This window comes from Paramixta manurensis (genome assembly GCF_013285385.1).
GTDB classification, from domain to species: domain Bacteria; phylum Pseudomonadota; class Gammaproteobacteria; order Enterobacterales; family Enterobacteriaceae; genus Paramixta; species Paramixta manurensis.
In genome coordinates this window covers 4,179,456-4,202,669 of the sequence record NZ_CP054212.1, presented here as the reverse complement: position 1 = coordinate 4,202,669, position 23,214 = coordinate 4,179,456, and the positions used below count along the sequence as shown (strand labels likewise).

Below are 23,214 nucleotides of genomic sequence, written 5' to 3'. Positions count from 1 at the left end.
CCCCAATACTAGATAAGCGGACAGCATTCGCCAGTGGTGCGTTGCGCATAGCTGGTGAGATTGTCGCTACAATCGAAGTTAACCCGCTGGCGCTGTAAAGTCTGACGGCGCATGGTGTGACGATAAGCGGTGGGTGTTTGCGAAAACTGGCGGCGGAATACGCGCGAAAAAGTTTGCTGCGAATCGTACCCATACTGCATGGCAATATCGAACACCGGGCGCTGTGTCTGGCGCAATGCTTCTGCCGCCAGTGTTAAACGGCGTTCGCGAATATAGCCGCCCAGCGTCTGCCGGGTTACTGCGCGGAACATCCGCTGTAAATGCCACTTCGAATAGCCGGATTTAGCGGCGACTTCATCAATCGACAACGTTTTATCCAGGTTGTCTTCAATCCAGTCAGTCAGAGAATGAATAATTTCGTTATGCATCATGACCACATCCTTCATCGTGAGGTTTTTAATATCGCGTTCTGATGGAGGAGGAGTATAATTCCTCAAGTTAACTTGAGGTAAAGAGCCAAATGAAAAAAGATCGCAACTACCCTAAACCGGTGCTTTCACCAGGCGAGGTGGCAAAACGTAGCGGCGTGGCGGTCTCCGCGCTGCATTTTTATGAGTCGAAAGGGCTGATTGCCAGCACGCGTAATGCCGGGAATCAGCGGCGCTATGGCCGCGATGTGTTGCGCCGGGTGGCAATTATTAAAATCGCCCAGCGGATTGGGATTCCCTTGGCAACCGTGGGAGACAGCCTTGCAGGAATGCCGACAGATAAAAGAATGTCGGTTAAAGAGTGGAATGCGTTAACCGCGCAGTGGCGCGCTGAACTGAATAAACGTATTGAAACGTTGACGCGATTACGGGATGACCTAGATGGCTGTATCGGCTGTGGCTGCCTGTCGATGCGTGATTGCCCATTACGTAACCCCGGCGATCGGCTTGCTCAGCAGGGAACCGGCGCGATTTTGCTTAACCCGGAAAACGATGAAGAGGCTTAACGTCTATACTGGCTGGTGTCTGCCACCATAAAGAGAAGCCGCATGATCACCGTTCACCACCTGAATAATTCCCGTTCACAGCGCGTGCTCTGGTTGTTGGAAGAGTTAGAGACGCCTTATCAGATTAAACATTATCAGCGCGAGAGCACAATGCTGGCGCCGGCGGCGCTGAAAAAAATCCATCCGTTGGGAAAATCCCCAATTATTACCGACGGTAATCGCGTCGTGGCTGAATCGGGGGCGATCCTTGAGTACCTTGCGGAACGCTATGACAGCGAATATCGCCTGACATTAAACGATGAAGAAGAACGGCTTCAGGCCCGTTATTGGCTGCACTATGCGGAAGGTTCGTTAATGCCGCTCTTGGTAATGAAACTGCTGTTTAGCCGCCTGGGCAAAGCGCCGGTACCGTGGTTACTGCGCCCGGTTGGCGCGGTGTTAGGTAAGGGCGTGCAGAAAGGCTATTTGGATAAACAACTGGCAACCCATAAGCAGTTTATTGAGCAACATCTGGCGCAGCACCCGTGGTTTGCCGGGGCGAATTTCAGTCTCGCGGATATTCAAATGAGTTTTCCGGTGCAGGCGCTCGTCGCGCGTGGCGGGCTGGCGCAGCAACCCGCTACGCAACAATGGCTGGAAAAGATAACTCAGCGTCCGGCCTGGCAGCGGGCGATCGGGCAGGGCGGTGAACTGGATCTTACCGGCGAGTAGTGCGGGCGCTGCCCGCCATGCCCACTTTGCTTTCCAGGCGCCGTTCGCGGCGCTCCCCGCGCAAGGTCATCATACCCACCTGGATCAATCAATCGGTAAATTTCCCGGTAAACAGCAGTTGAAAAGACTTGGTCAAAGGCAGGATAATCGTTTGCTTTTTTTAACGCATCCAGGGGCGTGGCGCGCAGACTTTCGCCAGATGACGAATTTTTGCGGGTTTCTATGCCGTTTTGAACGGTACTTGCGTGCAGTGAAGTAAACGTTTGCGTCTCATGCAATACCTGCGCATTGATACATGATAAGAAATTTCAGGGGTTATTTTTTATGTCGATACAATCCAAACCGGCCGGTGGCGCGTTGGATGCTTGGTTTTCTATCTCTGCACGCGGCAGTAGCGTACGACAAGAGGTTCTTGCCGGGCTGACCACCTTTCTCGCCATGGTTTACTCGGTGATCGTGGTGCCGGGAATGCTAGGCAAAGCCGGTTTCCCCCCGACTGCGGTATTCGTCTCGACCTGTCTGGTCGCCAGTTTTGGCTCGCTGATTATGGGGCTCTGGGCCAACTTGCCGATGGCGATTGGCTGTGCGATTTCCCTGACAGCGTTCACGGCCTTTAGCTTGGTGCTGGGGCAGCATATTAGCGTGCCGGTGGCACTGGGCGCAGTGTTTCTGATGGGGGTCTTGTTTACGCTGATTTCCGCTACCGGTATACGCGCCTGGATTTTACGTAATTTACCGATGGGCGTTGCGCATGGTACCGGGGTAGGGATCGGCCTGTTCCTGCTATTAATCGCCGCTGACAGCGTAGGGCTGGTGATCAAAAACCCGGCGCCGGGCTTGCCGGTAGCATTAGGGCACTTTACCTCTTTCCCGGTCATGATGGCATTGGTGGGGCTGGCGGTCATTTTTGGCCTGGAAAAACTGCGCGTACCGGGCGGTATTTTGCTGACGATTATCGTGATCTCACTATTGGGGTTGATTTTCGATCCGGCGGTACGTTTCCAGGGGCTGTTTGCTATGCCAAGCCTGAAAGATGATAGCGGTCATTCGCTGATGTTTAGCCTCGATATTTTAGGCGCGTTAAAGCCAGCGGTACTTCCCAGCGTACTGGCGTTAGTCATGACGGCGGTGTTTGACGCCACCGGTACTATTCGCGCGGTAGCCGGGCAGGCGAATCTATTGGATAAGGATGGGCAGATCATCAGCGGCGGTAAAGCACTGACTACCGATTCGGTGAGCAGTATTTTTGCCGGTTTGGTTGGCGCTTCACCGGCGGCGGTGTATATCGAATCGGCAGCGGGAACCGCAGCCGGCGGGAAAACCGGCCTCACCGCCATTGTGGTTGGTGTGTTGTTTATGCTGATTTTGTTTATGTCGCCGTTAGCCTGGTTGGTTCCGGCGTATGCCACTGCCCCGGCGTTGATGTACGTTGGCCTATTGATGTTGAGCAATGTGTCGAAAATCGATTTTAGCGATTTTGTCGATGCGATGTCGGGCTTGCTGGCTGCGGTTTTTATTGTTCTAACCTGCAATATCGTTACGGGCATTATGTTGGGTTTTGGCGCATTAGTGATTGGTCGAATTTTTGCCGGCGAATGGCGCAAGCTAAATGTGGGTACCGTGATTATCGCCCTGGCGCTGGTGGCGTTTTACGCCGGTGGCTGGGCGCTGTAAGGAAAAACGCCGGCGCGGCAAGCGCGCCGGGTTATTTCATTTATGTCGCTGTTACTGTTAACTGTTTTTCGAATTAATTCGGCTGCCTTTGTCGGGTTTTTCGACAGATTCATCCATAATTTTCCTAAACGCACATCCTGTTTTTAAACCATAGAGCGTTTTGTTTTACACTGCCGGTCAGGGATCGTATTGCTATGCGATTCAGTTAATGATTACCGCGCCTGTTGGAAGAGGCTTCAAGGACAGCATGGAAATTTTTTTTACAATACTCATTATGACTCTGGTGGTGTCGCTCTCCGGCGTCGCCGCACGTATTATTCCCTTTCAGATACCCCTACCGCTGGTGCAAATTGCGGCAGGCGCCTTGCTCGCCTGGCCCACTTTCGGTCTACATGTTGATTTTGACCCTGAACTGTTTTTAGTGCTGTTTATTCCACCGTTACTGTTTGCCGACGGCTGGAAAACGCCAACCAGCGAGTTTTTGCATCACGGGCGCGAGATTATCGGTTTGGCGCTGGTGTTGGTATTAATTACTGTGGTCGGTATCGGCTACCTGATTTACTGGATGGTGCCCGGTATCCCGTTGATCCCTGCTTTTGCGCTGGCGGCGGTGCTGTCGCCGACCGATGCGGTGGCATTATCAGGCATTGTCGGCGAAGGCCGCATCCCGAAAAAAATCATGTCGATACTGCAAGGTGAAGCGTTGATGAACGACGCTTCTGGCTTGGTCTCGCTCAAATTTGCCGTGGCGGTTGCCATGGGTACCATGGTGTTTACCGTCTCTGGCGCGACGGTCGAGTTTTTTAAAGTCGCGATTGGCGGCCTGCTGGCGGGTATTGCCGTCTGTTGGCTGTACGGTAAATCCCTGCGTCTGTTTAGCCGGTTAAGCGGGGACGATCCGGCCACGCAAACGGTGCTGCTGTTACTGCTGCCTTTTGCTTCCTATCTGATTGCTGAGCATCTTGGCGTCTCCGGCATTCTGGCATCGGTCGCCGCCGGGATGACCATCGCGCGTTCCGGGATCATTCGTCAGGCGCCGTTGGCGATGCGTTTGCGTGCTAATAGCGTGTGGCAAATGCTGGAGTTTGTGTTTAACGGCATGGTGTTCCTGATGCTGGGGCTACAGTTGCCGGGCATTCTGGAAACCTCGATTATTCAGGCGAATGCCGATCCAAACGTCGAGTTATGGATGCTGTTTACCGACATTATTCTGGTTTACGTGGCGCTAATGATTGTACGTTTCGGCTGGCTGTATGGTATGCAGCGCATTAGCGTACGCTTGCTGAAGAAAAAACCGATGGAGTTCAGTAATTACAGCATGCGCGAGTTGCTCATCGCCTCGTTTGCCGGCGTGCGTGGTGCGATAACGCTAGCGGGTGTGCTTTCGATTCCGCTCTATCTGACTAATGGCGATATCTTTCCGGCGCGCTACGAACTGGTATTTATCGCCACCGGGGTCATTCTTTTCTCGCTATTTGTTGGCGTTATTCTGTTACCGATGCTGCTGCGCGGTATTGAAGGTGTCGATAAAGCGGGCAATCGGCGTGAAATCCAGCGCGCCCGGGCGGTAATGGCAGGGGTAGCGATCGAGAGCCTGTATAAGATGGAAGAGCGGCTAACGCAGGACACGGAAGAGAACATTGATACCGAATTGCTGAAAGAGGTCAGTTCGCGTGTGATTGGTAACTTGCGTCGTCGCGTTGATGGGAAAGAGGATATTGAGCGCGCGCAGTTAGCGGAAGATCTTGAGCGCCGTTTCCGGTTAACCGGGCTGCGTGCTGAACGCGGCGAGCTATACCATTTGCGCGCCACCCAGCAGATCAGTAATGAGACGATGCAAAAAATCTTGCATGATCTCGATTTGCTGGAAGCGCTACTGGTCGGTAAAGAAGAGTAGCCGCGAGGTCTCTGCCACCCGAGCCGCACCGTGCTAAACCGAGAGCGTGGGTGCGGCTCCGGGCCAGAATTCGCGGCAGCAGGCAATCCACGCCTGCGCGCTACGCGACAGATAGCTGCCCTCACGCCAAATCATCCCTAATTTCCACTCCAGTTCTGATTCCAGCGGTAGCCAGAGTAACGATTGTTTATCTAATCGTTGGCAAATCGGCTCCGGCAAAATGGCGACCCCCATCTCCGCCTGAACCATCGCCGCCAGAAAATCCCACTGCCCGCTGCGCACCGCAATGTGCGGCGTCACGCCGTGACGATGAAAAGCCTGTACCAGTTGCCGGTTTAGGGAGAACTCTTCGTTGAAAATTAACAGAGGATGCTCCGCTAACTCGCTGAGTGAGATGCTGGTACGCGTTAGCCAGTGCGAGCTGCGTTGTACCAGTACACAGAGCGGATGGCTCATTAACGTGAGTGTATTAAGCGGCAGATCCTCGGCTACCGGCAGTGCGGTGATCGCTAAATCGAGGCTACCGGAGAGTACCGCCTGCTGTACGGTAAGGCCGCCAAACTCAGCGATTTTTAATTCAATACCAGGATAGCGTTGGCGAAAGGCGGAAACCGAACCGGCAATTTGCATACCTACCATTGGAGGAATACCCAACCGCAGTTCGCCGGTTTTAAGCTGATTAATATCATCAATTTCGGCTTCTAACTGCTTGAACTCTTGCAAGATAGCCAGCCCACGCTGGTAAACCGCCTGGCCGCTATCGGTCAGGTGCAATTTACGCCCATCGCGCATGAGCAACGTACTCCCCAACTCTTCTTCCAACTGGCGCAGCATCTTGCTGATGGTGGGCTGAGTGACAAAGAGTTTTTCCGCCGCACGGGTAAAACTTTGCTGGCGTACTACTTCAACAAAATAGCGTAATGCGCGTACGTCCATAAGTATTCCTTACTGGCATAGTTTGAATGATTTTAATTCATTTTTTTCACGCATAGTTACCGCTTTATACTATTCGCAGCGATAAACCGAGGGGGAAAGAGATCATGGCACTGGCGTTAAGTCCACGCAGAGCGGGGCAATTACAGCTTTTACAGGTGCCATTGCAGGTGGCGCTGTATGCCGGTCTGTTTGTGCTATCAGAGCAGTTGGTCACATGGCTACATCTGCCTTTGCCCGCCAATATTATCGGCATGCTGCTGCTGTTGGCGCTGATTATGCTGCGCATCATCCCGCTGAGTTGGGTGAAGGCCGGTTCTAAATGGCTGCTGGCGGAAATGTTGCTGTTCTTTGTTCCGGCGGTGGTGGCGGTAGTGAATTACTCTCAGTTGCTGATGGTTCAGGGCTGGCGCATCTGTCTGGTGATTGCGATCAGTACCTTGTTAGTACTAGCGGCGACCGCCTTAGTGGTGGACAGAGTATACCGGTTTGAAATTCGGCTGGCACAACGTAAGCAGGCACGCCATGAATGATCTTATCCTGAGTCTCCTTTGTCTGGCGGCGACGTTACTGATTTATTTCCTCAATAAACGCCTCTATCGGCGGTGGCATAAATTACCGCTGATGCCGCTGGTGATGACGCCGTTGGTGCTGGTAATCATCTTGGTGGTTACCCATATTTCCTGGCAGGACTATATTGGCGAAAGCCACTGGCTACTGTGGCTACTGGGTCCGGCTACGTTGGCGTTTGCGGTGCCAGTGTATGAAAACATGGCGATTATTAAACGCCACTGGATGTCGCTAAGCGCCGGGGTGATTACCGCGACGGCGGTTTCGGTAAGCAGTTCAGTGTGGCTGGCGCGTTTGCTAACGCTACCGGAAGAGATTCAGCGTAGTTTAGCGGTTCGCTCGATTACCACGCCTTTCGCGTTGGCTGCGGCGAAGCAGGTAGGCGGTCAGCCCGATTTGGTGGCGCTGTTTGTGGTGATCACCGGCGTGTTTGGTATGGCGGTCGGGGATGTGTTGTTTTTACGTTTGGCGGTGCAGCAAGGTATGGCGAAAGGCGCAGGCTTTGGCGCCGCTTCGCACGGTGCCGGAACCGCGCGTGCTTATGAGCTTGGTCAGCAGGAGGGCGTGGTTTCTAGCCTGGTGATGATGCTGTCCGGCGTGGTGACGGTGGTATTAGCACCGATGATTGGTCATATCATGTGGGTGAGTGCATAGCATCGCGTCAGCAAACCCGCACGCGCAACAGGCCCGTTAGTGGTTTCGATATTGCGCAAAATTTCCGCATGGTTAGAATGGTCATTACCCGATGGAGGGGCAGCGAATAATGGATTAATCGAAAGTGTAATGCGCTTTCACGACAAGGAGTGTCGCTATGCCAGCACTACAATTCCCCTGCGTGATATTCAGAACGCAAAAATGGATGGATGATTACAGCGCTGACGATATGCGCTGTGGCGATTTAACCGAAACGCAGTTACGACGCCATTTTTTACTCGACCAGGTTTCTTCGCAGGTCGATCCCTGGACGCTGACGCGTCTTACTCCGTTTCAACTCCCGCAATCACGTTTTCATGGTTCGCGCCCGCCGGGCGGCGGGGCAAAGCTTACCCGGCGAGAATGTGCCCGGATTCTGTTTGATGAGATGCGCGTAAAGGCGAAGCTGTTTTCGTTTTGGGGGCCGTACCGCACCGTTATCGACCGCATGATTACCCATATGCAATATAATAATGGCGCGCCGTTCCGCGATCCGTGGCTGGATTTGGCGTTACGGCAACAGATAATAAATGATAATAGTGAAGAGAGTTCATTGTTTCTAATAAAGGAAGTATTGAAAAAATCTCGTTTATGGGATAATGACACCTTTCTTACAGCTTCGTTGGATAAATTCAAAAGAGATTTAAATACCAGTGTATTGCCAAAATTTATAAGCTATTGGGATAGTATTAATGGTTTGGGTATTAGCGTGCATGATACCTGGGCTACGCAGATCACTTTAAGAGCGTTACGGGTTGAAAATAACCGTTATCAGGCGGTGGTTCACTATAAAATCCAGGATCACTTTGGCCTGGACCATCACGATATGATGAAAAAGCAGTTCCATCAGTTCCACTTTTTTCGCATCTGGTTTATTCTGCAACGTTATGAACATCTGGCGCACCGACCATTTTTTACTAATATGGAAGCCACGATCGAGATTGAGGGAGAAAGAAAATGAAAAAATACCTGCTTATCGCGATGTTAATTGCCGTTACCGCCGCCGCTGGCTGGGGCTGGTATCTGAAGGCACATCCGACAACGCTGGTTGCTACCCATAAAATGGGGGAAGACGGTTTTATGAGTATTATCCTTATTAAAAACCCGCCTCTAACAGATAAGGGAAAGTTAGACTGGTGGAAGCGTAATGCCGCGATGATTAAAGAAAAGTATGATATACCTGACTTGCAAAAAACTAATGGATATTTTGTTATAAAAATTTGGGATTTTTTAGATGGCTATAAGAAATTAGGGCGGCACGATCGCCTCTGTTTTGACGATATGAAAACGACCAGAAACTGTGTTGAAAAAAAAGGAATAATGACCATAAGAAGCTCCGTGGAAGGTGAGGTATGGTACAGTGTTAGTCAAAGACTATATGTTGAAAAAAACGGCAAGTTCCTTAGGGTACAAGAAAATATAAAAATAAAATAATAATGCATGTTGAAGGGAGAACAGCATGAAAAAATACCTGCTTATCGTGATATTAATTGTTGTTTCTGTCGCTGCTGGTTGGGACTGGTATCTGAAAACACATCCGACAACGTTGGTAGATATACATAAGAGAGGAGAAAATGATTTTATCAGTATTATACTTATTAAAAATCCGCCTCTGACAGATAAGGGAAAGTTAGACTGGTGGATGCGTAACGCCACAATATTTAAAGAAAGGTATAATATACCTGCTCCGTTAAAGTCCAACAAATATTTTATTATTGATGTTTTTGATTTTTCCGATGGTTATAAAGAACTGGAAAAATACGATCGTCTCTGTTTTGATAAGATGAAGACCAGTAAAAACTGCATCGATAAAAACTGGGTAATGACTATTAGAAGCTCTGTGAACGGTAAAATATGGTACGATGTTGACGAAAGCACCTATATCGAGAAAAACGGAAAGTTTCTTGAGGTAAAAGAAAAAATCAAAATAAAATAATAGTGCATGTTGAAGGGATCACAGCATGAAAAAATATCTACTTATCGCGATGTTAATTGCCGTTACCGCCGCCGCTGGCTGGAGTTGGTATCTGAATTCACATCCGACAACGCTGGTTGCTACCCATAAAATGGGGAAAGATGGCTTTATAAGTATTATTCTTATTAAAAATCCGCCTCTGACAGATAAGGGAAAGTTAGACTGGTGGATGCGGAATGCCGCGATGTTTAAAGAAAAGTATAATATACCCGCTCAAGCAGAGCCCAACGAAGATTTTGTTGTGGAGATTTTTGATTTTTTTGAGGGTTATAAGAAGTTAGGACGGCACGATCGCCTCTGTTTTGATGATATGAAGACGACTAAAAATTGTGTTGAAAAAAAAGGCGTAATGACTATAAGAAACTCAGTAGAGGGTGAAGTATGGTACAGAGTTGAGTCGGGTTTATTTATTGAAAAGAATGGAGAATTTATTAAGATAAAAGAAAATATAAAAATAAAATAATAATGCATGTTGAAGGGAGAACAGCATGAAAAAATATCTACTTATCGCGATGTTAATTGCCGTTACCGCCGCCGCTGGCTGGGGCTGGTATCTGAAGGCACATCCGACAACGTTGGTTGCTACCCATAAAATGGGGGAAGACGGTTTTATGAGTATTATCCTTATTAAAAATCCGCCTCTGACAGATAAGGGAAAGTTAGACTGGTGGGTGCGTAATGCCGCGATGTTTAAAGAAAAGTATAATATACCTGCTCCGTTAAAGTCCAACGAATATTTTATTATTGATGTTTTTGATTTTTCCGATGGTTATAAAGAACTGGGAAAATACGATCGTCTCTGTTTTGATAAGATGAAGACCAGTAAAAACTGCATCGATAAAAACTGGGTAATGACTATTAGAAGCTCTGTGAACGGTAAAATATGGTACGATGTTGACGAAAGCACCTATATCGAGAAGAACGGAAAGTTCCTTGAGGTAAAAGAAAAAATTAAAATAAAGTAACAGCACATGTTGAAGGGAGAACAGCATGAAAAAATACCTGCTTACAGCGATATTAATTTTTGTTTCAGCCTCCGCTGGTTGGGGATGGTATTTAAAAACACATCCTACTACACTCGTTTCTACTCATCAGGAAGGGACAGATAATTTTATGAGTATAATCCTTATTAAAAACCCTCCTCTTACTAATAAGGGAAAATTAGACTGGTGGATGAATAATGCCACGATGTTTAAAGAAAAATATAACATACCTAGTCCTCCAGGACGTACTGGATATTTTGTTATTGATGTTTTTGACTTTGCTGACGGTTATAAAGAACTGGAAAGATATGATCGTCTCTGTTTTGATGAGATAAAGACCAGTAAAAACTGCATCGATAAAAACTGGCTAATGACCATCAGAAGCTCAAGAAGTGGTAAAGTATGGTATAACGTGGATGAAAGCACCTATATCGAGAAAAACGGAAAGTTTATTAAGGTAAAAGAAAAAATCAAAATAAAGTAACAGCACATGTTGAAGGGAGAACAGCATGAAAAAATACCTGCTTATCGTGATATTAATTGTTGTTACCGCCGCCGCTGGCTGGAGTTGGTATCTGAATTCACATCCGACAACGTTGGTTGCTACCCATAAAATGGGGGAAGACGGCTTTATAAGTATTATTCTTATTAAAAATCCGCCTCTGACAGATAAGGGAAAGTTAGACTGGTGGAGGCGTAATGCCGCGATGATTAAAGAAAAATATGGTATCCCTACACCTTCAAAATCATATGGTACTTTTATAATTGATGTTTTTGATTTTTCTGATGGCTATAAAGAACTGGAAAAATACGATCGCCTCTGTTTTGATGATATGAAAACGACTAAAAATTGTGTTGAAAAAAAAGGAATAATGACTATAAGAAATTCAGTAGAGGGTGAAGTATGGTACAGAGTTGAGTCGGGTTTATTTATTGAAAAGAATGGGGAATTTATTAAGATAAAAGAAAATATAAAAATAAAATAATAGTGCATGTTGAAGAGATCACAGCATGAAAAAATATCTACTTATCGCGATGTTAATTGCCGTTACCGCCGCCGCTGGCTGGGGCTGGTATCTGAAGGCACATCCGACAACGTTGATAGATACCCATAAAATAGGGGAGGACGGTTTTATGAGTATTCTTTATTAAGCTAAAAGAATAAACCACGCCGATAATAACCACCTGACTTCTTAACGGCGCCATCCCTGGCACCCGACGGTCACACGCTTCTCCTTCACGTAGCGTTTGCTAATGCGCTTTCCCCTGCTCAATACCGATTCCGGTTTGTGAGCGCACAAACTGAGCGCGAAAACGCAGGCGCTCCTGCTCGCCTTCCGCCGAACTGTCGGTAATGGAAAACAGCCAGGTACCGATAAACGCAACCAACATTGAAAACAGCGCCGGATACTCGTAAGGATAAATCGGCGTGGCGTGACCGAGTACCTGCACCCAAATGGTCGGGCCAAGAACCATCAAAATTACCGCGGTTAACAAGCCGAGCCAGCCGCCAATCATCGCACCACGAGTAGTCAGCTTCGACCAATACATGGAGAGCAAAATAATCGGGAAATTACAGCTAGCGGCAATCGAGAACGCTAAGCCAACCATAAAGGCGATGTTTTGATTCTCAAACAAAATCCCCAGCGCAATCGCCACCACCCCCAGTATCAGCACGGTAATTTTCGACACTTTTAGCTCTTCGCGCTCGGTTGCCTGACCTTTACGAATCACGCTGGCATACAGATCGTGTGAAACGGCAGAGGCCCCGGCTAACGTCAGACCGGCTACCACCGCCAAAATGGTGGCGAACGCCACCGCAGAAATAAAACCGAGGAACGTACTGCCGCCTACCGCATTGGCTAAATGCACCGCCGCCATATTATTCCCGCCGATTAACACGCCGGACGCATCCTTAAATGCCGGGTTAGCGCCGACCAGCAAGATGGCGCCAAAACCGATAATAAAGGTCAGGAAATAGAAATAGCCCATAAAGCCGGTGGCATAAAACACACTCTTACGTGCCTCACGCGCATCGCTCACGGTAAAGAAACGCATTAAAATATGCGGCAATCCGGCAGTACCGAACATCAGGCCCAGCCCTAACGACAACGCGGAGATAGGGTCATGTACCAGCCCGCCAGGCCGCATAATCTCTGGCCCTTTGGGATGCACCTTCATCGCCTCGGTAAACAGGGTATTGAAGCTAAAACCGACCGCTTTCATGACCATGACCGCCATAAAAGTCGCGCCGAATAACAACAGCACCGCCTTAATAATCTGCACCCAGGTGGTCGCCAACATGCCGCCAAACAACACATACAGCACCATGAGAATGCCAACCAACACCACCGCAACGTGATAATTTAGCCCGAACAGCAACTGAATTAATTTCCCGGCACCGACCATCTGCGCAATCAGGTACAGCGCAACCACCACCAGCGAGCCACAGGCCGATAGCGTGCGGATGGGTTTTTGTTGCAGACGATATGACGCCACATCGGCAAAGGTGTAGCGCCCCAGGTTACGTAGCCGCTCGGCGATTAAAAACAGAATAATCGGCCAGCCGACCAGGAAGCCGAGCGAATAAATTAACCCGTCGTAGCCAGAGGTATACACCAGCGCGGAAATACCAAGAAACGAAGCGGCCGACATAAAGTCTCCCGCCATCGCCAGGCCGTTTTGCAGGCCGGTAATATTACCGCCGGCGGTATAATAATCGTTACGTGAACGGGTACGTTTCGAAGCCCACCAAGTAATACCTAATGTGAAGGCCACGAACAGCAAAAACATAATAATTGCCTGATAATTGGTCGCCTGTTTTTGTACCGCACCGGTAATTGCATCAGCGGCAATAGCCGGAAGAGGCAGCACGACCATCGCCGCCAGCGTAGGGTTGCGTATGCTCATTATTTTGCCTCATCAATAATCTGTTTTGTCAGACGATCAAACTCGCCGTTAGCGCGCCAGACATAGACGCCAGTTAGCAAGAACGAGATGACAATCAGGCCAATGCCGAGCGGGATCCCGCGTGTGACATTGGTACCTTCATGCAACGGCGTACCCAGCCAACCGGGAGCGAAGGCGATCAGCAAAATAAAACCGACATACAGAACCAGCATAATGAGGGAAAGTAGAGTTGCGAACGCTTGACGCTTGTGAACCAGCTGTTTAAAGCGCGCACTATTTTCTATCCGTTGATAAATATCATTCATCACAGACACTCCAGAGGTAAGGAAAAGCCGTCCATTTGGCGGATTATCCATATAATTTTCAGTAAAATAGCGTTACTTTGTTGTAGTGGTCGGGCGGTAAAATCCGGAGCGGCAAGGCACCGCTCCAGGACAGGTGATAAACAAAAAAATGTGGAACTCTCGCTACGGTTACGGCAGTTTAATCGCCTGTTTCTCCTCAAGTAGTTTCTCAACCACGCCCGGATCGGCAAGCGTAGAGGTATCACCTAAATTGCTGGTATCGCCCGCGGCGATTTTGCGCAGAATACGGCGCATAATTTTGCCTGAGCGCGTCTTCGGCAACGAATCGGTCCAGTGCAACACATCCGGCGTGGCAATCGGGCCAATCTCCTTACGTACCCAGTTGCGCACTTCGCTATACAACTCCGGCGTCGGTTCTTCACCATGATTCAGCGTGATATAGGCATAAATCGCCTGCCCCTTAATCGCATGCGGAATCCCAACCACTGCGGCTTCGGCGATCTTAGGATGTGAAACCAATGCGGATTCAATTTCCGCCGTACCAAGACGGTGCCCTGAAACGTTCAGCACATCATCCACACGGCCGGTAATCCAGTAGTAACCGTCTTCATCGCGACGTGCGCCATCGCCGCTGAAGTACATATTTTTAAAGGTGGAGAAATAGGTTTGTTCGAAACGATCGTGATCGCCGAATAAGGTGCGCGCCTGACCGGGCCAGGAATCGACAATTACCAGGTTGCCTTCACAGGCGCCTTCTTGCAGATGGCCTTCGTTATCCACCAGCGCCGGTTGTACGCCGAAGAAGGGCCGCGTGGCGGAACCGGCTTTCAGTTCAGTGGCGCCCGGCAACGGCGTAATCATGAACCCCCCGGTTTCGGTTTGCCACCAGGTATCAACAATCGGACAGCGGCTATCGCCAATCTTGCGGTAGTACCATTCCCAGGCTTCCGGGTTAATCGGTTCACCCACCGAGCCCATAATCCGCAGGGAAGAACGGTCAGTCCCTTCAATCGCCTTATCCCCTTCCGCCATTAGCGCGCGAATAGCGGTAGGCGCGGTGTACAGCAACGTCACTTTATGTTTATCAACCACTTCCGCCATTCGGCTGGGTTTCGGCCAGTTCGGCACCCCTTCAAACATTAGCGTGGTTGCGCCGCAGGCCAGCGGACCATAAAGCAGATAGCTGTGCCCGGTAATCCAGCCGACATCGGCGGTACACCAGTAAACGTCTTCCGGGTGGTAATCAAACACATATTTAAAGGTTGTCGCGGCATAGACCAGATAACCGCCGGTGGTGTGCAGTACCCCCTTCGGTTTACCGGTTGAGCCGGAGGTATACAGAATAAACAGCGGATCTTCAGCGTTCATTTCTTCCGGTTGATGATGGGCGCTGGCGCTGTTCATCAGTTCATGCCACCACAGGTCGCGCCCATTCTCCCAACCGGTTTCTTTACCGGTACGGCGGAAGACCACGACATTGCCGACGGAGGTCACATTAGGATTTTTGAGTGCGTCATCCACATTCTTCTTCAACGGAATCGCGCGTCCGGCGCGGATACCTTCATCGGCGGTGACTACCAGTTTCGCGCTGGAGTCAACAATCCGCCCGGCGACGGCTTCCGGCGAAAAGCCGCCGAAAATAACCGAATGCACCGCGCCAATGCGTGCGCAAGCCAGCATGGCGATGGCGGCTTCTGGCACCATTGGCATATAAATGGCGACCACGTCGCCTTTATTCACGTTTAGCTCTTTCAGGACGTTGGCAAAGCGGCAAACTTCACGGTGTAAGTCGCGGAAGCTCAATGTCTTACTTTCACTGGCGTCGTCGCCTTCCCAAATAATCGCCGGATGGTCGCCGCGCTCATGCAAATGGCGGTCAAGACAGTTCGCGGCAAGGTTCAGCGTGCCATCTTCATACCAGCGAATAGTAATGTTGCCCGGTGAAAACGAGGTGTTTTTTACCTTTTCGTAAGGTTTGATCCAGTCGAGAATTTTTCCTTGCTCTCCCCAAAAAGCCTCGGGATCTTGTACCGACTGCTGATACATCGACTGGTACTGTTGTTCATTAATCAGGGTATTTTCCGCAATAGACGCGGGAACGGGATGTTTCATTATCTGGCTCATAGCTGGCCTCCTTGAAGATGTTAATAATATGTCAACCAAAGGTTGATTAAAGAGAGGTAGCCGCGCTTTGTTTCTTTTTTGCGCTATAGATCACGAGAATGATGAATATCATGAAATTTACCGCTTTTTATTGATTTGACCGGCAGCGATTCGCCGGTTTATGGCGCGTGAAGTGCAGTAAAAGGCGAGATAAGCGATGAAAAAAGCAGCAAACGGATGAAATAAACAAAAATCGTCAATGGCGCACTTGGTGTGTGGACTTACGATATATTACTTTTTATAACAGTAAGTTATATAATAAATAACTAAAAGTAATTTAAAACGGCGGAACTTTTTGCCGCAAAAGCCTACCCATGATGGTTGCTTTTGCCCCGGTTAAAATGGTACTTAATCAACCGCCTGACTTCAGGTTCAACCATCTATAACCCTCGATTTTTACTGGACATTGTCCACCTCCCTTGTGTGCGAAAGCGTCCGAAGCTTGTGTGCGGATGCGGGGTTTTGTTAAGGAATTAAGCGTTATGAAAGGTTTTAAAATCAGCCTTGCGTGGCAAATACTGATTGCTCTGGTTCTCGGCGTTGTGGTGGGTACGGTGCTGCATAACCAGCCAGACAATCGTGACTGGCTCATTACCAATATCCTGACGCCAGCCGGTGATATTTTTATCCATCTGATCAAGATGATCGTCGTTCCGATTGTTATTTCAACCCTGATTGTCGGCATTGCCGGAGTGGGGGATGCGAAAAAACTGGGGCGTATCGGCGTTAAGACCATTATTTATTTTGAAGTGATTACCACCATTGCCATCGTGGTAGGCATTACCCTGGCCAATGTGTTCCAACCTGGCAACGGCATTGATATGTCGACGCTGGCAACGGTGGATATCTCTAAATATGAAGCGACGACGCAGCAGGTTCAGAACGGCCCGCATGGCCTGGTCACCACTATTTTGTCGCTGATCCCGCAAAATATCTTCGCGGCGATAGCCAAAGGCGACATGTTGCCGGTGATTTTCTTTTCGGTGCTGTTTGGTCTGGGGTTGTCTTCACTTCCGGCAGAACATCGCGATCCGTTGGTGAAGGTATTTCGCTCTACCTCTGAAACCATGTTCAAAGTCACGCATATGATTATGCGCTACGCGCCGGTAGGGGTCTTCGCGTTGATTTCAGTGACGTTGGCGAATTTTGGTTTCTCCTCGCTGTGGCCGTTAGCGAAGTTGGTGATTCTGGTTTATGCCGCCATTCTATTCTTTGCTTTTGTGGTGCTGGGTGCGGTGGCGCGCGCATGTAAACTGCGTATTACCACGCTGATGCGCATCCTGAAAGATGAGTTGATCCTCGCTTATTCAACCTCCAGTTCAGAAACGGTGCTGCCGCGTATTATGGAGAAGATGGAGGCTTACGGCGCGCCGAAATCAATCACCAGTTTTGTGGTGCCCACCGGCTACTCGTTTAATCTTGATGGCTCGACCCTTTACCAGAGCATCGCGGCTATTTTTATCGCCCAGTTGTACGGTATTAATCTGTCGTTAGGCGATGAAATTATCCTGGTGCTGACGCTGATGGTGACGTCAAAAGGGATTGCTGGCGTGCCGGGCGTCTCTTTTGTGGTGCTGCTGGCGACGCTGGGCAGCGTGGGGATCCCACTGGAAGGGCTGGCATTTATCGCCGGGGTTGACCGTATCATGGATATGGCGCGTACCGCGCTTAACGTGGTGGGTAACGCGCTGGCGGTGCTGGTGGTCGCCAAATGGGAAAACCAGTTCGATGCTCAGCAAGCGCAGGCTTATGAGCGGCAGTTACGCGCTGAAGCCGTCTCCTGATTCGGCGCGACTTGATGCTGAAAAACCCATCTTCGGATGGGTTTTTTATTTCATCTAAAGGAATTTTTGATTCCAGACACAAATTAATTAAAAGAATAAATTATTCCTTTTGTTTCGCCCTCTGGTTGCGCAATATAGCGTATCAATTGGCCGACAGGCCGAAACCGAGTAAGACAACAAAACAGGAAAGGCATTACGCCACTCCTTATCGCGCTGGAGACCATATGAAGCTTGACCTTAACGCCATGGTGACTGAAGGACGTAACCCGGCCAGTGAAAACATTGATCAGCTTTCAACCGCCGACATGCTGCGGGTGATCAATAACGAAGATAAAAAGGTCGCGCTGGCGGTGGAGGCCATTTTGCCGGAGATTACCCGCGCGGTAGATGCGATTGCCGCCGCGTTTATGCAGGGCGGTCGCTTAGTCTATTGCGGGGCAGGAACCTCGGGGCGATTGGGCATTCTTGATGCCAGTGAATGCCCACCTACTTACGGAACGCCGCGTGAACAGGTTATCGGGCTGATCGCTGGCGGTCACACGGCCATTTTGCAGGCGGTGGAGAACGCGGAAGACAATCGTGAAATGGGCGTGAACGATCTCAAATCGATTGGTTTTAACGCGCAGGATGTATTGGTTGGCATCGCCGCCAGCGGCCGTACACCGTATGTGGTTGCCGCACTGGACTATGCGCGTGAATGTGGCGCGGTGACCGCCGCGCTGACCTGCAATCCTGACAGCGCAATGGCAAAAATCGTTGATATTCCTCTCACGCCGCTGGTAGGCCCGGAGGTGGTGACCGGTTCGTCACGCATGAAAGCGGGTACCGCCCAGAAGCTGGTGCTAAATATGCTCACCACCGGCGCGATGATTCGTACCGGCAAAGTGTATGGCAACCTGATGGTGGATGTGGAAGCCACCAACCAAAAGCTGGTTCAGCGCCAGGTGAATATTGTGATGCAGGCGACCGAATGCGCGGAGGAAGAGGCAAAAACGGCACTGGCTGCCTGTGACGGGCATTGTAAAACCGCCATTGTCATGGTGTTAGGCCAGCTTCAGGCCGCAGAAGCGAAAGCACTACTGGCCAATAATCAGGGCTTTATTCGTCAGGCGCTACAACAGGCGGGAGCACAGTAATGGCGAAGATCACCGATGCATTAATCATGGACATTTTGCAGGCGGTCGGCGGGCGCAATAATGTGGCGGTGTGCGGTAACTGCATGACACGTCTGCGCCTTACGCTCAGGGATGACACACGCGTACAGCACCAACGGCTGAAATCGCTGGCGGGAGTCATGGGTGTGGTTAGCGGCGACGAGCAGCTACAGGTGATCCTTGGGCCGGGTAAAGCGCAAACCGCAGCGGAAAAAATGAATCTATTGTTGGCGCAGCACGCCGATGATGCGCCGGAAAATCCCGCGCTAGAGGCGGTTGCACAACAGAAGAAGCAGCAATTAAAAGCGAAACAGACCAGTGGCGCGCATCAGTTCCTGGCGCGTTTTGCGACCATTTTTACCCCTTTGATTCCAGGCTTTATCGCCGCTGGCCTGCTGCTTGGCGTGGCGACCTTACTGGAGCAAATTTTTCAGCTGACCGCGCCCGGCGAGCATAATGCGCTGTTGCTGCATGCCGTGGGCTACATGAAAATTTTTAGCAAAGGGCTGTTCACCTTCCTCAGTATCCTGATTGGCTACAATGCGCAAAAAGCGTTTGGCGGCTCAGGCGTTAACGGCGCAATCATTGCTTCACTGTTCCTGCTTGGCTATGCGCCTGCGGCAAAAGTGGGGTATTACAGTGGTATTGATAACTTCTTTGGCATGGCTATCGACCCGCGCGGCAATATTATTGGCGTATTGCTGGCGGCGATTTTCGGCGCCTGGGTTGAGAAGCAGGTACGCAAAGTGATGCCGGATAACCTCGATATGTTGCTGACTTCGCTGGTCACGCTGCTGGTTACCGGCGCAGTTACATTTGTGGTCATCATGCCGATCGGCGGCGAATTGTTTAAAGGAATGTCGTGGCTGTTTATGCATCTGAACGGTAACCCGTTCGGTTGTGCGCTACTGGCCGGGCTGTTTTTGATTGCGGTGATGTTTGGCATTCATCAAGGCTTTATCCCGGTTTACTTTGCGTTAATGGATGCGCAAGGATTTAACTCTCTATTCCCCATTTTGGCGATGGCTGGCGGCGGGCAGGTGGGCGCCGCGCTGGCGCTCTGGGCGCGGGCGCAGCCCAATTCACTGCTACGCAATCAAATTAAAGGCGCGATTATTCCGGGCCTGCTCGGCGTTGGCGAACCGCTGATTTATGGCGTGACGTTACCCCGGGTCAAACCGTTTATTACCGCCTGTTGCGGCGGGGCGATTGGCGGCTTCTTTATTGGGCTGGTTGCCTGGCTCGGGTTACCGGTTGGGCTAAATACCGTGTTTGGCCCGTCGGGGCTGGTGACATTGCCGTTAATGACTTCCGACCATGGCATGCTTGCCGGTATGGCGGTTTATGGCGCGGGTTTGCTGGTTGCTTGGCTGGCAGGGTTTATCCTGACTTGGTTATTTGGTAGCAAAACCGTCGATCTAAGCTAATGGCAGGCGGGGGCGACCGGCTCGCCCCTGAACAACGGGTTATTTCAAAACATCCCTTCTGTTTATTATAAATAAATAGTTAACCAACCGCCGTGCACTGTCGGCTGGGGGTTAGCACCTCTTTTTTATAATCTGATTGTTTTTAAACGTTACTGCGATCACAAAATCGGTTAGCGCGACGCTAAAGTTCCTCACTCTGCCGCCGAAAATATAAATAAAGCTAACCTGTTACCCCCGCAAACGCTGCCTGCACTTCAAGGACATTAACTCATGCGCAATAACCAGCCGGTCACCCAGCAAGAGTACTCGTTTGATCAACACGCCACCCTGATGTCGACCACCGACCTGAATAGCTACATCACCTACGCCAATGATGCATTTATTGAGGTCAGCGGCTTTTCGCCTGAAGAGATAAACGGTCAACCGCATAATATGGTGCGCCACCCGGATATGCCGGCACAGGCATTTGCCGATATGTGGTCAACGCTAAAACAGGGTGAACCGTGGAGCGCGCTAGTGAAGAACCGGCGTAAAAATGGCGATCATTACTGGGTGCGTGCCAATGCTATTCCGGTGGTGCGGGCCGGAAGCGTGCAGGGATATATGTCGGTACGCACCAAACCCACGCAAGAAGAGGTGCGGCAAACGGAAATGCTGTACCGGCGCTTTCGCGAAGGGAAGCAAAAAAATCGCCGTTTTCACAAAGGGTTAGTGGTCTATGCCGGTTGGCTAAGCTGGCGCTCATTGTTCAAAACGTTACCGTTACGCTGGCGAATCCGTGGCACTTTGTTATCGCTGCTACCGTTAAGCGTACTTGGCGTGTGGCTATTGGGCCTGAGCCATGCCGCAGTAGGCAGTTTTACTCTCGGGATGGCGCTGCTTTTGTTTCTCGCCAGTTGCTGGCTGGAACAGCAAATTTCACGCCCTATTGAGCGGGTGTGTCAGCAGGCATTGAGTGTGGCAACCGGTGCCAGCCATAAGGTTGAGCAGATGGATCGGATCGACGAAGTTGGGATGACACTACGCGCTATCGGGCAGTTAGGTTTGATGTTTCGCTGGCTGGTTGACGATGTAAGCGGGCAGGCGATCAATGTGTTAAGCGCCAGCGACGCGATCGCCCACAGCAATACCGATCTGAGCCGCCGCACCGAACAAGCGGCAGCGAACGTGCAGCAAACCGCGGCCACCATGAACCAAATGACGGCGACGGTGAACAGTAACACCGAAACCGCCGCCGAAGCCGATACGCTGTCGAAAGCCACCAGCGGTTCGGCGGTTAAAGGGGGCGAGGTGATGGCGGATATGGTGGCGATGATGGCGGAAATTGCCGACAGTTCGCAGAAAATCGCCAATATTACCGGTGTAATCGACGGAATTGCTTTTCAAACCAATATCCTGGCACTGAACGCGGCGGTAGAGGCGGCACGGGCGGGAGAGCAAGGCAAAGGGTTTGCGGTGGTCGCCGGAGAAGTGCGTAACCTGGCTCAGCGTAGCGCCACGGCGGCCAGTGAAATTAAAACGTTGGTGGAAACCAGCGCGGCGCGGGTGCAGTCCGGCAGCGACCAAGTGAATGGCGCCGGGCGAACCATGGGGGAGATTGTTTCCCAGGTGCAGAGTGTGACCGCGTTAATCGCGCAGATTAGCTCCGCTACCGCCGAACAGGCCAGCGCGTTAGGTGATGTGAGCAAAGCGGTGGAAAATCTGGATGAGATTACCCAGCAAAATGCCGCCAGGGTGCAGGAAGGGGCCGAAGCCTCGGGGAGAATGGCGCGGCAGGCAACCCGGTTGGTCGAAGCGATCAGCGTCTTCCGCTAATCGCCCGGCGCTACTTCAGCAGCACTTGGTATTGGGGATTAAACTCGTCGAAAATCGGCAGCGCGGCGGCACCCAGCGCCGCGGTATCGCTGCCGGTCATGCCAATTTTTACTCGCATATCATCAAGATAGCGCCCACGTACCGACTGGTGCAGCGGCGCTAAACGGCGGAGGATTTTTTCCAGCAGCGGCTGCGGAATCATGCCGCCAATCACCACCATTTCGGCGTCAAAAATGCACTCCAGCATATTAATCGCCTGGCGTAGCGGCGGTAGCATCGTCTCGATCCAACTGTCGAACAGCAGCGGATCAATCCGCAATAGATCGTCCGGCAGTGCCGTCATCGGATCTAAACCGCAGTGTTCATAGGCGGCTTGCAGCGAAACATAGCGTTCCAGGCAACCATGATTACCGCAATAGCAAGGGCGCCCGTTAGGCTGTACCACCACATGGCCGACTTCACCGGCATTGTGCGCATGCCCGGTATAAATATGGCCGTCGGTAAAAATACCCGCCCCGAGACCGGTGCCGATATAGAGATAAATAAACGAGTTAAGCTGGCGGGCGATGCCGTGAAAACGTTCGCCAATCGCCGCCACGGTCGCATCGTTTTCCAGCGTAACCGGCAACCCGGTGGCCTGCGTCAGATGCGCTTCTACATCAATGTGTTCCCAGCCATGCAGCGTGGTCGGGCCTTCTGATGAAATACCCTCAACGCCAAACGGGCCGGGCATGACCACGCCAATCCCCAGCACTTTGCGCCACTGGGCGCCGAGTTGTTGTTTGATCTCATCGACCACCGCGACGATCAGTTTCAGGGTTGCACCCGGCTGGGGCTTTTGCACCATCATCAGGCGCCGAAAATGAATCTCGCCGGTGAGATCGACCAACACAATTAACAACGTCTGGTGATCGAGATGGATCCCGATCGACCAGGCGCTGGCGGGATTGAGCGTAATCGGGATGGCCGGTTGCCCGCGCCCGCTCGCCTTGCGTGGCAAATGTGAGGAGAGAATATCGGCCTGTTGTAATTCCGCCACAATGTTGGAGACGGTTTGCGGCGTCAACGCCGTCAGGCGCGCCAGCTCGGCGCGTGTTAACTCGCCGTGTAGGCGAATGGCCTCAATGATCACCCGACGGTTATGGGCGCGCGCGTGTTCCAGGTTAGTTCCCGAGGTTCTCATTGTTGAATTCCCTGACGACGGACGACTCAGTATGTGATCGCGC

The 23,214-nt window shown here is 50.8% G+C and carries 24 protein-coding genes; 18 read left to right on the top strand and 6 right to left on the bottom strand.

Translation table 11 applies throughout. The annotated features are described in order from the left end of the window. Positions 1-8: 8 nt before the first annotated feature. Positions 9-431, bottom strand: a complete 423-nt coding sequence (gene soxS, locus PMPD1_RS20250) for a superoxide response transcriptional regulator SoxS (RefSeq protein WP_173635742.1) — start codon at positions 429-431, stop codon at positions 9-11. A gap of 89 nt (positions 432-520) precedes the next feature. Here soxS and soxR point away from each other — a divergent pair, with 89 nt between their 5' ends. The 4 genes from soxR (at position 521) to PMPD1_RS20230 (ending at position 5,276) form a co-directional block, all read left to right on the top strand. Continuing rightward, complete coding sequence (gene soxR, locus PMPD1_RS20245) at positions 521-994, top strand: redox-sensitive transcriptional activator SoxR (protein ID WP_173635741.1); 474 nt, start codon at positions 521-523, stop codon at positions 992-994. Between the two features lie 42 nt (positions 995-1,036). Then, positions 1,037-1,705 carry a glutathione S-transferase family protein gene (locus tag PMPD1_RS20240; RefSeq protein WP_173635740.1) on the top strand — a complete coding sequence of 223 codons (669 nt, stop codon included), beginning with the start codon at positions 1,037-1,039 and terminating at the stop codon, positions 1,703-1,705. 324 nt (positions 1,706-2,029) lie between these two features. Next, positions 2,030-3,379, top strand: coding sequence for an NCS2 family permease (locus tag PMPD1_RS20235; protein ID WP_173635739.1), 1,350 nt, complete (start codon positions 2,030-2,032; stop codon positions 3,377-3,379). A 247-nt stretch (positions 3,380-3,626) separates the two neighbouring features. Further along, a complete protein-coding gene (locus PMPD1_RS20230; protein WP_173635738.1) occupies positions 3,627-5,276 on the top strand; it encodes a Na+/H+ antiporter in 1,650 nt (549 codons plus the stop codon). A gap of 33 nt (positions 5,277-5,309) precedes the next feature. On the opposite strand, the gene PMPD1_RS20225 is transcribed toward PMPD1_RS20230, so the two are convergent. After that, on the bottom strand, positions 5,310-6,212 hold the full coding sequence (locus tag PMPD1_RS20225) for a LysR family transcriptional regulator (protein WP_173635737.1): 903 nt from the start codon (positions 6,210-6,212) through the stop codon (positions 5,310-5,312). Positions 6,213-6,316: 104 nt separating this feature from the next. Here PMPD1_RS20225 and PMPD1_RS20220 point away from each other — a divergent pair, with 104 nt between their 5' ends. From PMPD1_RS20220 to PMPD1_RS20175, 10 genes are all read left to right on the top strand, one after another. Then, positions 6,317-6,742, top strand: coding sequence for a CidA/LrgA family protein (locus tag PMPD1_RS20220; protein ID WP_173635736.1), 426 nt, complete (start codon positions 6,317-6,319; stop codon positions 6,740-6,742). Then, positions 6,735-7,433, top strand: coding sequence for an LrgB family protein (locus PMPD1_RS20215; RefSeq protein WP_173635735.1), 699 nt, complete (start codon positions 6,735-6,737; stop codon positions 7,431-7,433). Before PMPD1_RS20220 ends, PMPD1_RS20215 begins: the two co-directional genes overlap by 8 nt. Positions 7,434-7,590: 157 nt before the next feature. Next, the gene (locus PMPD1_RS20210) at positions 7,591-8,433 is read left to right on the top strand and encodes a DUF3289 family protein (protein ID WP_173635734.1); all 843 of its coding nucleotides are present in this window, start codon (positions 7,591-7,593) and stop codon (positions 8,431-8,433) included. Continuing rightward, positions 8,430-8,906 (top strand): DUF943 family protein, encoded by a 477-nt coding sequence (locus PMPD1_RS20205; protein WP_173635733.1) that lies wholly within the window; start codon positions 8,430-8,432, stop codon positions 8,904-8,906. Before PMPD1_RS20210 ends, PMPD1_RS20205 begins: the two co-directional genes overlap by 4 nt. Before the next feature lie 25 nt (positions 8,907-8,931). Further along, positions 8,932-9,408, top strand: coding sequence for a DUF943 family protein (locus tag PMPD1_RS20200; RefSeq protein WP_173635732.1), 477 nt, complete (start codon positions 8,932-8,934; stop codon positions 9,406-9,408). Between the two features lie 25 nt (positions 9,409-9,433). Further along, on the top strand, positions 9,434-9,910 hold the full coding sequence (locus PMPD1_RS20195; RefSeq protein WP_173635731.1) for a DUF943 family protein: 477 nt from the start codon (positions 9,434-9,436) through the stop codon (positions 9,908-9,910). 25 nt (positions 9,911-9,935) lie between these two features. Continuing rightward, positions 9,936-10,412 carry a DUF943 family protein gene (locus tag PMPD1_RS20190; RefSeq protein ID WP_173635730.1) on the top strand — a complete coding sequence of 159 codons (477 nt, stop codon included), beginning with the start codon at positions 9,936-9,938 and terminating at the stop codon, positions 10,410-10,412. Between the two features lie 25 nt (positions 10,413-10,437). After that, positions 10,438-10,914, top strand: a complete 477-nt coding sequence (locus PMPD1_RS20185; RefSeq protein ID WP_173635729.1) for a DUF943 family protein — start codon at positions 10,438-10,440, stop codon at positions 10,912-10,914. A 25-nt stretch (positions 10,915-10,939) separates the two neighbouring features. Next, complete coding sequence (locus PMPD1_RS20180) at positions 10,940-11,416, top strand: DUF943 family protein (protein WP_173635728.1); 477 nt, start codon at positions 10,940-10,942, stop codon at positions 11,414-11,416. 25 nt (positions 11,417-11,441) lie between these two features. Beyond that, a complete protein-coding gene (locus PMPD1_RS20175; RefSeq protein WP_173635727.1) occupies positions 11,442-11,582 on the top strand; it encodes a hypothetical protein in 141 nt (46 codons plus the stop codon). Between the two features lie 99 nt (positions 11,583-11,681). Here the strand turns inward: PMPD1_RS20175 and actP are convergent, their stop codons facing one another. From actP to acs, 3 genes are all read right to left on the bottom strand, one after another. After that, positions 11,682-13,340 (bottom strand): cation/acetate symporter ActP, encoded by a 1,659-nt coding sequence (gene actP, locus PMPD1_RS20170; RefSeq protein WP_173635726.1) that lies wholly within the window; start codon positions 13,338-13,340, stop codon positions 11,682-11,684. Next, positions 13,340-13,645 carry a DUF485 domain-containing protein gene (locus PMPD1_RS20165; RefSeq protein ID WP_173635725.1) on the bottom strand — a complete coding sequence of 102 codons (306 nt, stop codon included), beginning with the start codon at positions 13,643-13,645 and terminating at the stop codon, positions 13,340-13,342. The genes actP and PMPD1_RS20165 overlap by 1 nt, the downstream gene beginning before the upstream one ends. A gap of 168 nt (positions 13,646-13,813) precedes the next feature. Continuing rightward, complete coding sequence (gene acs, locus PMPD1_RS20160; protein WP_173635724.1) at positions 13,814-15,769, bottom strand: acetate--CoA ligase; 1,956 nt, start codon at positions 15,767-15,769, stop codon at positions 13,814-13,816. A 521-nt stretch (positions 15,770-16,290) separates the two neighbouring features. On the opposite strand from acs, the gene gltP reads away from it, so the two are divergent. The 4 genes from gltP (at position 16,291) to PMPD1_RS20140 (ending at position 21,988) form a co-directional block, all read left to right on the top strand. Beyond that, on the top strand, positions 16,291-17,592 hold the full coding sequence (gene gltP / locus PMPD1_RS20155) for a glutamate/aspartate:proton symporter GltP (RefSeq protein ID WP_173635723.1): 1,302 nt from the start codon (positions 16,291-16,293) through the stop codon (positions 17,590-17,592). A 224-nt stretch (positions 17,593-17,816) separates the two neighbouring features. Continuing rightward, entirely contained in the window at positions 17,817-18,728 is a 912-nt protein-coding gene (murQ, locus tag PMPD1_RS20150) for an N-acetylmuramic acid 6-phosphate etherase (protein ID WP_173635722.1), read from the top strand. After that, the gene (gene murP / locus PMPD1_RS20145) at positions 18,728-20,173 is read left to right on the top strand and encodes a PTS N-acetylmuramic acid transporter subunit IIBC (RefSeq protein ID WP_173635721.1); all 1,446 of its coding nucleotides are present in this window, start codon (positions 18,728-18,730) and stop codon (positions 20,171-20,173) included. Before murQ ends, murP begins: the two co-directional genes overlap by 1 nt. A gap of 270 nt (positions 20,174-20,443) precedes the next feature. Further along, complete coding sequence (locus PMPD1_RS20140; protein WP_173635720.1) at positions 20,444-21,988, top strand: methyl-accepting chemotaxis protein; 1,545 nt, start codon at positions 20,444-20,446, stop codon at positions 21,986-21,988. Between the two features lie 10 nt (positions 21,989-21,998). Here the strand turns inward: PMPD1_RS20140 and PMPD1_RS20135 are convergent, their stop codons facing one another. Then, positions 21,999-23,171, bottom strand: coding sequence for an ROK family transcriptional regulator (locus PMPD1_RS20135; RefSeq protein WP_173635719.1), 1,173 nt, complete (start codon positions 23,169-23,171; stop codon positions 21,999-22,001). Positions 23,172-23,214: the final 43 nt, after the last annotated feature.

What these genes read in the sequence shown, in the direction of transcription:
- PMPD1_RS20205 (WP_173635733.1), top strand. Translation starts at nt 8,430, where the DNA reads ATGAAAAAATACCTGCTTATCGCGATGTTAATTGCCGTTACCGCCGCC.
- PMPD1_RS20175 (WP_173635727.1), top strand. Translation starts at nt 11,442, where the DNA reads ATGAAAAAATATCTACTTATCGCGATGTTAATTGCCGTTACCGCCGCC.
- PMPD1_RS20190 (WP_173635730.1), top strand. Translation starts at nt 9,936, where the DNA reads ATGAAAAAATATCTACTTATCGCGATGTTAATTGCCGTTACCGCCGCC.
- PMPD1_RS20215 (WP_173635735.1), top strand. Translation starts at nt 6,735, where the DNA reads ATGAATGATCTTATCCTGAGTCTCCTTTGTCTGGCGGCGACGTTACTG.
- PMPD1_RS20165 (WP_173635725.1), bottom strand. Translation starts at nt 13,645, where the DNA reads ATGAATGATATTTATCAACGGATAGAAAATAGTGCGCGCTTTAAACAG.
- PMPD1_RS20220 (WP_173635736.1), top strand. Translation starts at nt 6,317, where the DNA reads ATGGCACTGGCGTTAAGTCCACGCAGAGCGGGGCAATTACAGCTTTTA.
- PMPD1_RS20235 (WP_173635739.1), top strand. Translation starts at nt 2,030, where the DNA reads ATGTCGATACAATCCAAACCGGCCGGTGGCGCGTTGGATGCTTGGTTT.
- PMPD1_RS20240 (WP_173635740.1), top strand. Translation starts at nt 1,037, where the DNA reads ATGATCACCGTTCACCACCTGAATAATTCCCGTTCACAGCGCGTGCTC.
- soxR (WP_173635741.1), top strand. Translation starts at nt 521, where the DNA reads ATGAAAAAAGATCGCAACTACCCTAAACCGGTGCTTTCACCAGGCGAG.
- soxS (WP_173635742.1), bottom strand. Translation starts at nt 431, where the DNA reads ATGATGCATAACGAAATTATTCATTCTCTGACTGACTGGATTGAAGAC.
- PMPD1_RS20225 (WP_173635737.1), bottom strand. Translation starts at nt 6,212, where the DNA reads ATGGACGTACGCGCATTACGCTATTTTGTTGAAGTAGTACGCCAGCAA.
- PMPD1_RS20200 (WP_173635732.1), top strand. Translation starts at nt 8,932, where the DNA reads ATGAAAAAATACCTGCTTATCGTGATATTAATTGTTGTTTCTGTCGCT.
- PMPD1_RS20140 (WP_173635720.1), top strand. Translation starts at nt 20,444, where the DNA reads ATGCGCAATAACCAGCCGGTCACCCAGCAAGAGTACTCGTTTGATCAA.
- murQ (WP_173635722.1), top strand. Translation starts at nt 17,817, where the DNA reads ATGAAGCTTGACCTTAACGCCATGGTGACTGAAGGACGTAACCCGGCC.
- PMPD1_RS20180 (WP_173635728.1), top strand. Translation starts at nt 10,940, where the DNA reads ATGAAAAAATACCTGCTTATCGTGATATTAATTGTTGTTACCGCCGCC.
- gltP (WP_173635723.1), top strand. Translation starts at nt 16,291, where the DNA reads ATGAAAGGTTTTAAAATCAGCCTTGCGTGGCAAATACTGATTGCTCTG.
- actP (WP_173635726.1), bottom strand. Translation starts at nt 13,340, where the DNA reads ATGAGCATACGCAACCCTACGCTGGCGGCGATGGTCGTGCTGCCTCTT.
- acs (WP_173635724.1), bottom strand. Translation starts at nt 15,769, where the DNA reads ATGAGCCAGATAATGAAACATCCCGTTCCCGCGTCTATTGCGGAAAAT.
- PMPD1_RS20230 (WP_173635738.1), top strand. Translation starts at nt 3,627, where the DNA reads ATGGAAATTTTTTTTACAATACTCATTATGACTCTGGTGGTGTCGCTC.
- murP (WP_173635721.1), top strand. Translation starts at nt 18,728, where the DNA reads ATGGCGAAGATCACCGATGCATTAATCATGGACATTTTGCAGGCGGTC.
- PMPD1_RS20195 (WP_173635731.1), top strand. Translation starts at nt 9,434, where the DNA reads ATGAAAAAATATCTACTTATCGCGATGTTAATTGCCGTTACCGCCGCC.
- PMPD1_RS20185 (WP_173635729.1), top strand. Translation starts at nt 10,438, where the DNA reads ATGAAAAAATACCTGCTTACAGCGATATTAATTTTTGTTTCAGCCTCC.
- PMPD1_RS20210 (WP_173635734.1), top strand. Translation starts at nt 7,591, where the DNA reads ATGCCAGCACTACAATTCCCCTGCGTGATATTCAGAACGCAAAAATGG.
- PMPD1_RS20135 (WP_173635719.1), bottom strand. Translation starts at nt 23,171, where the DNA reads ATGAGAACCTCGGGAACTAACCTGGAACACGCGCGCGCCCATAACCGT.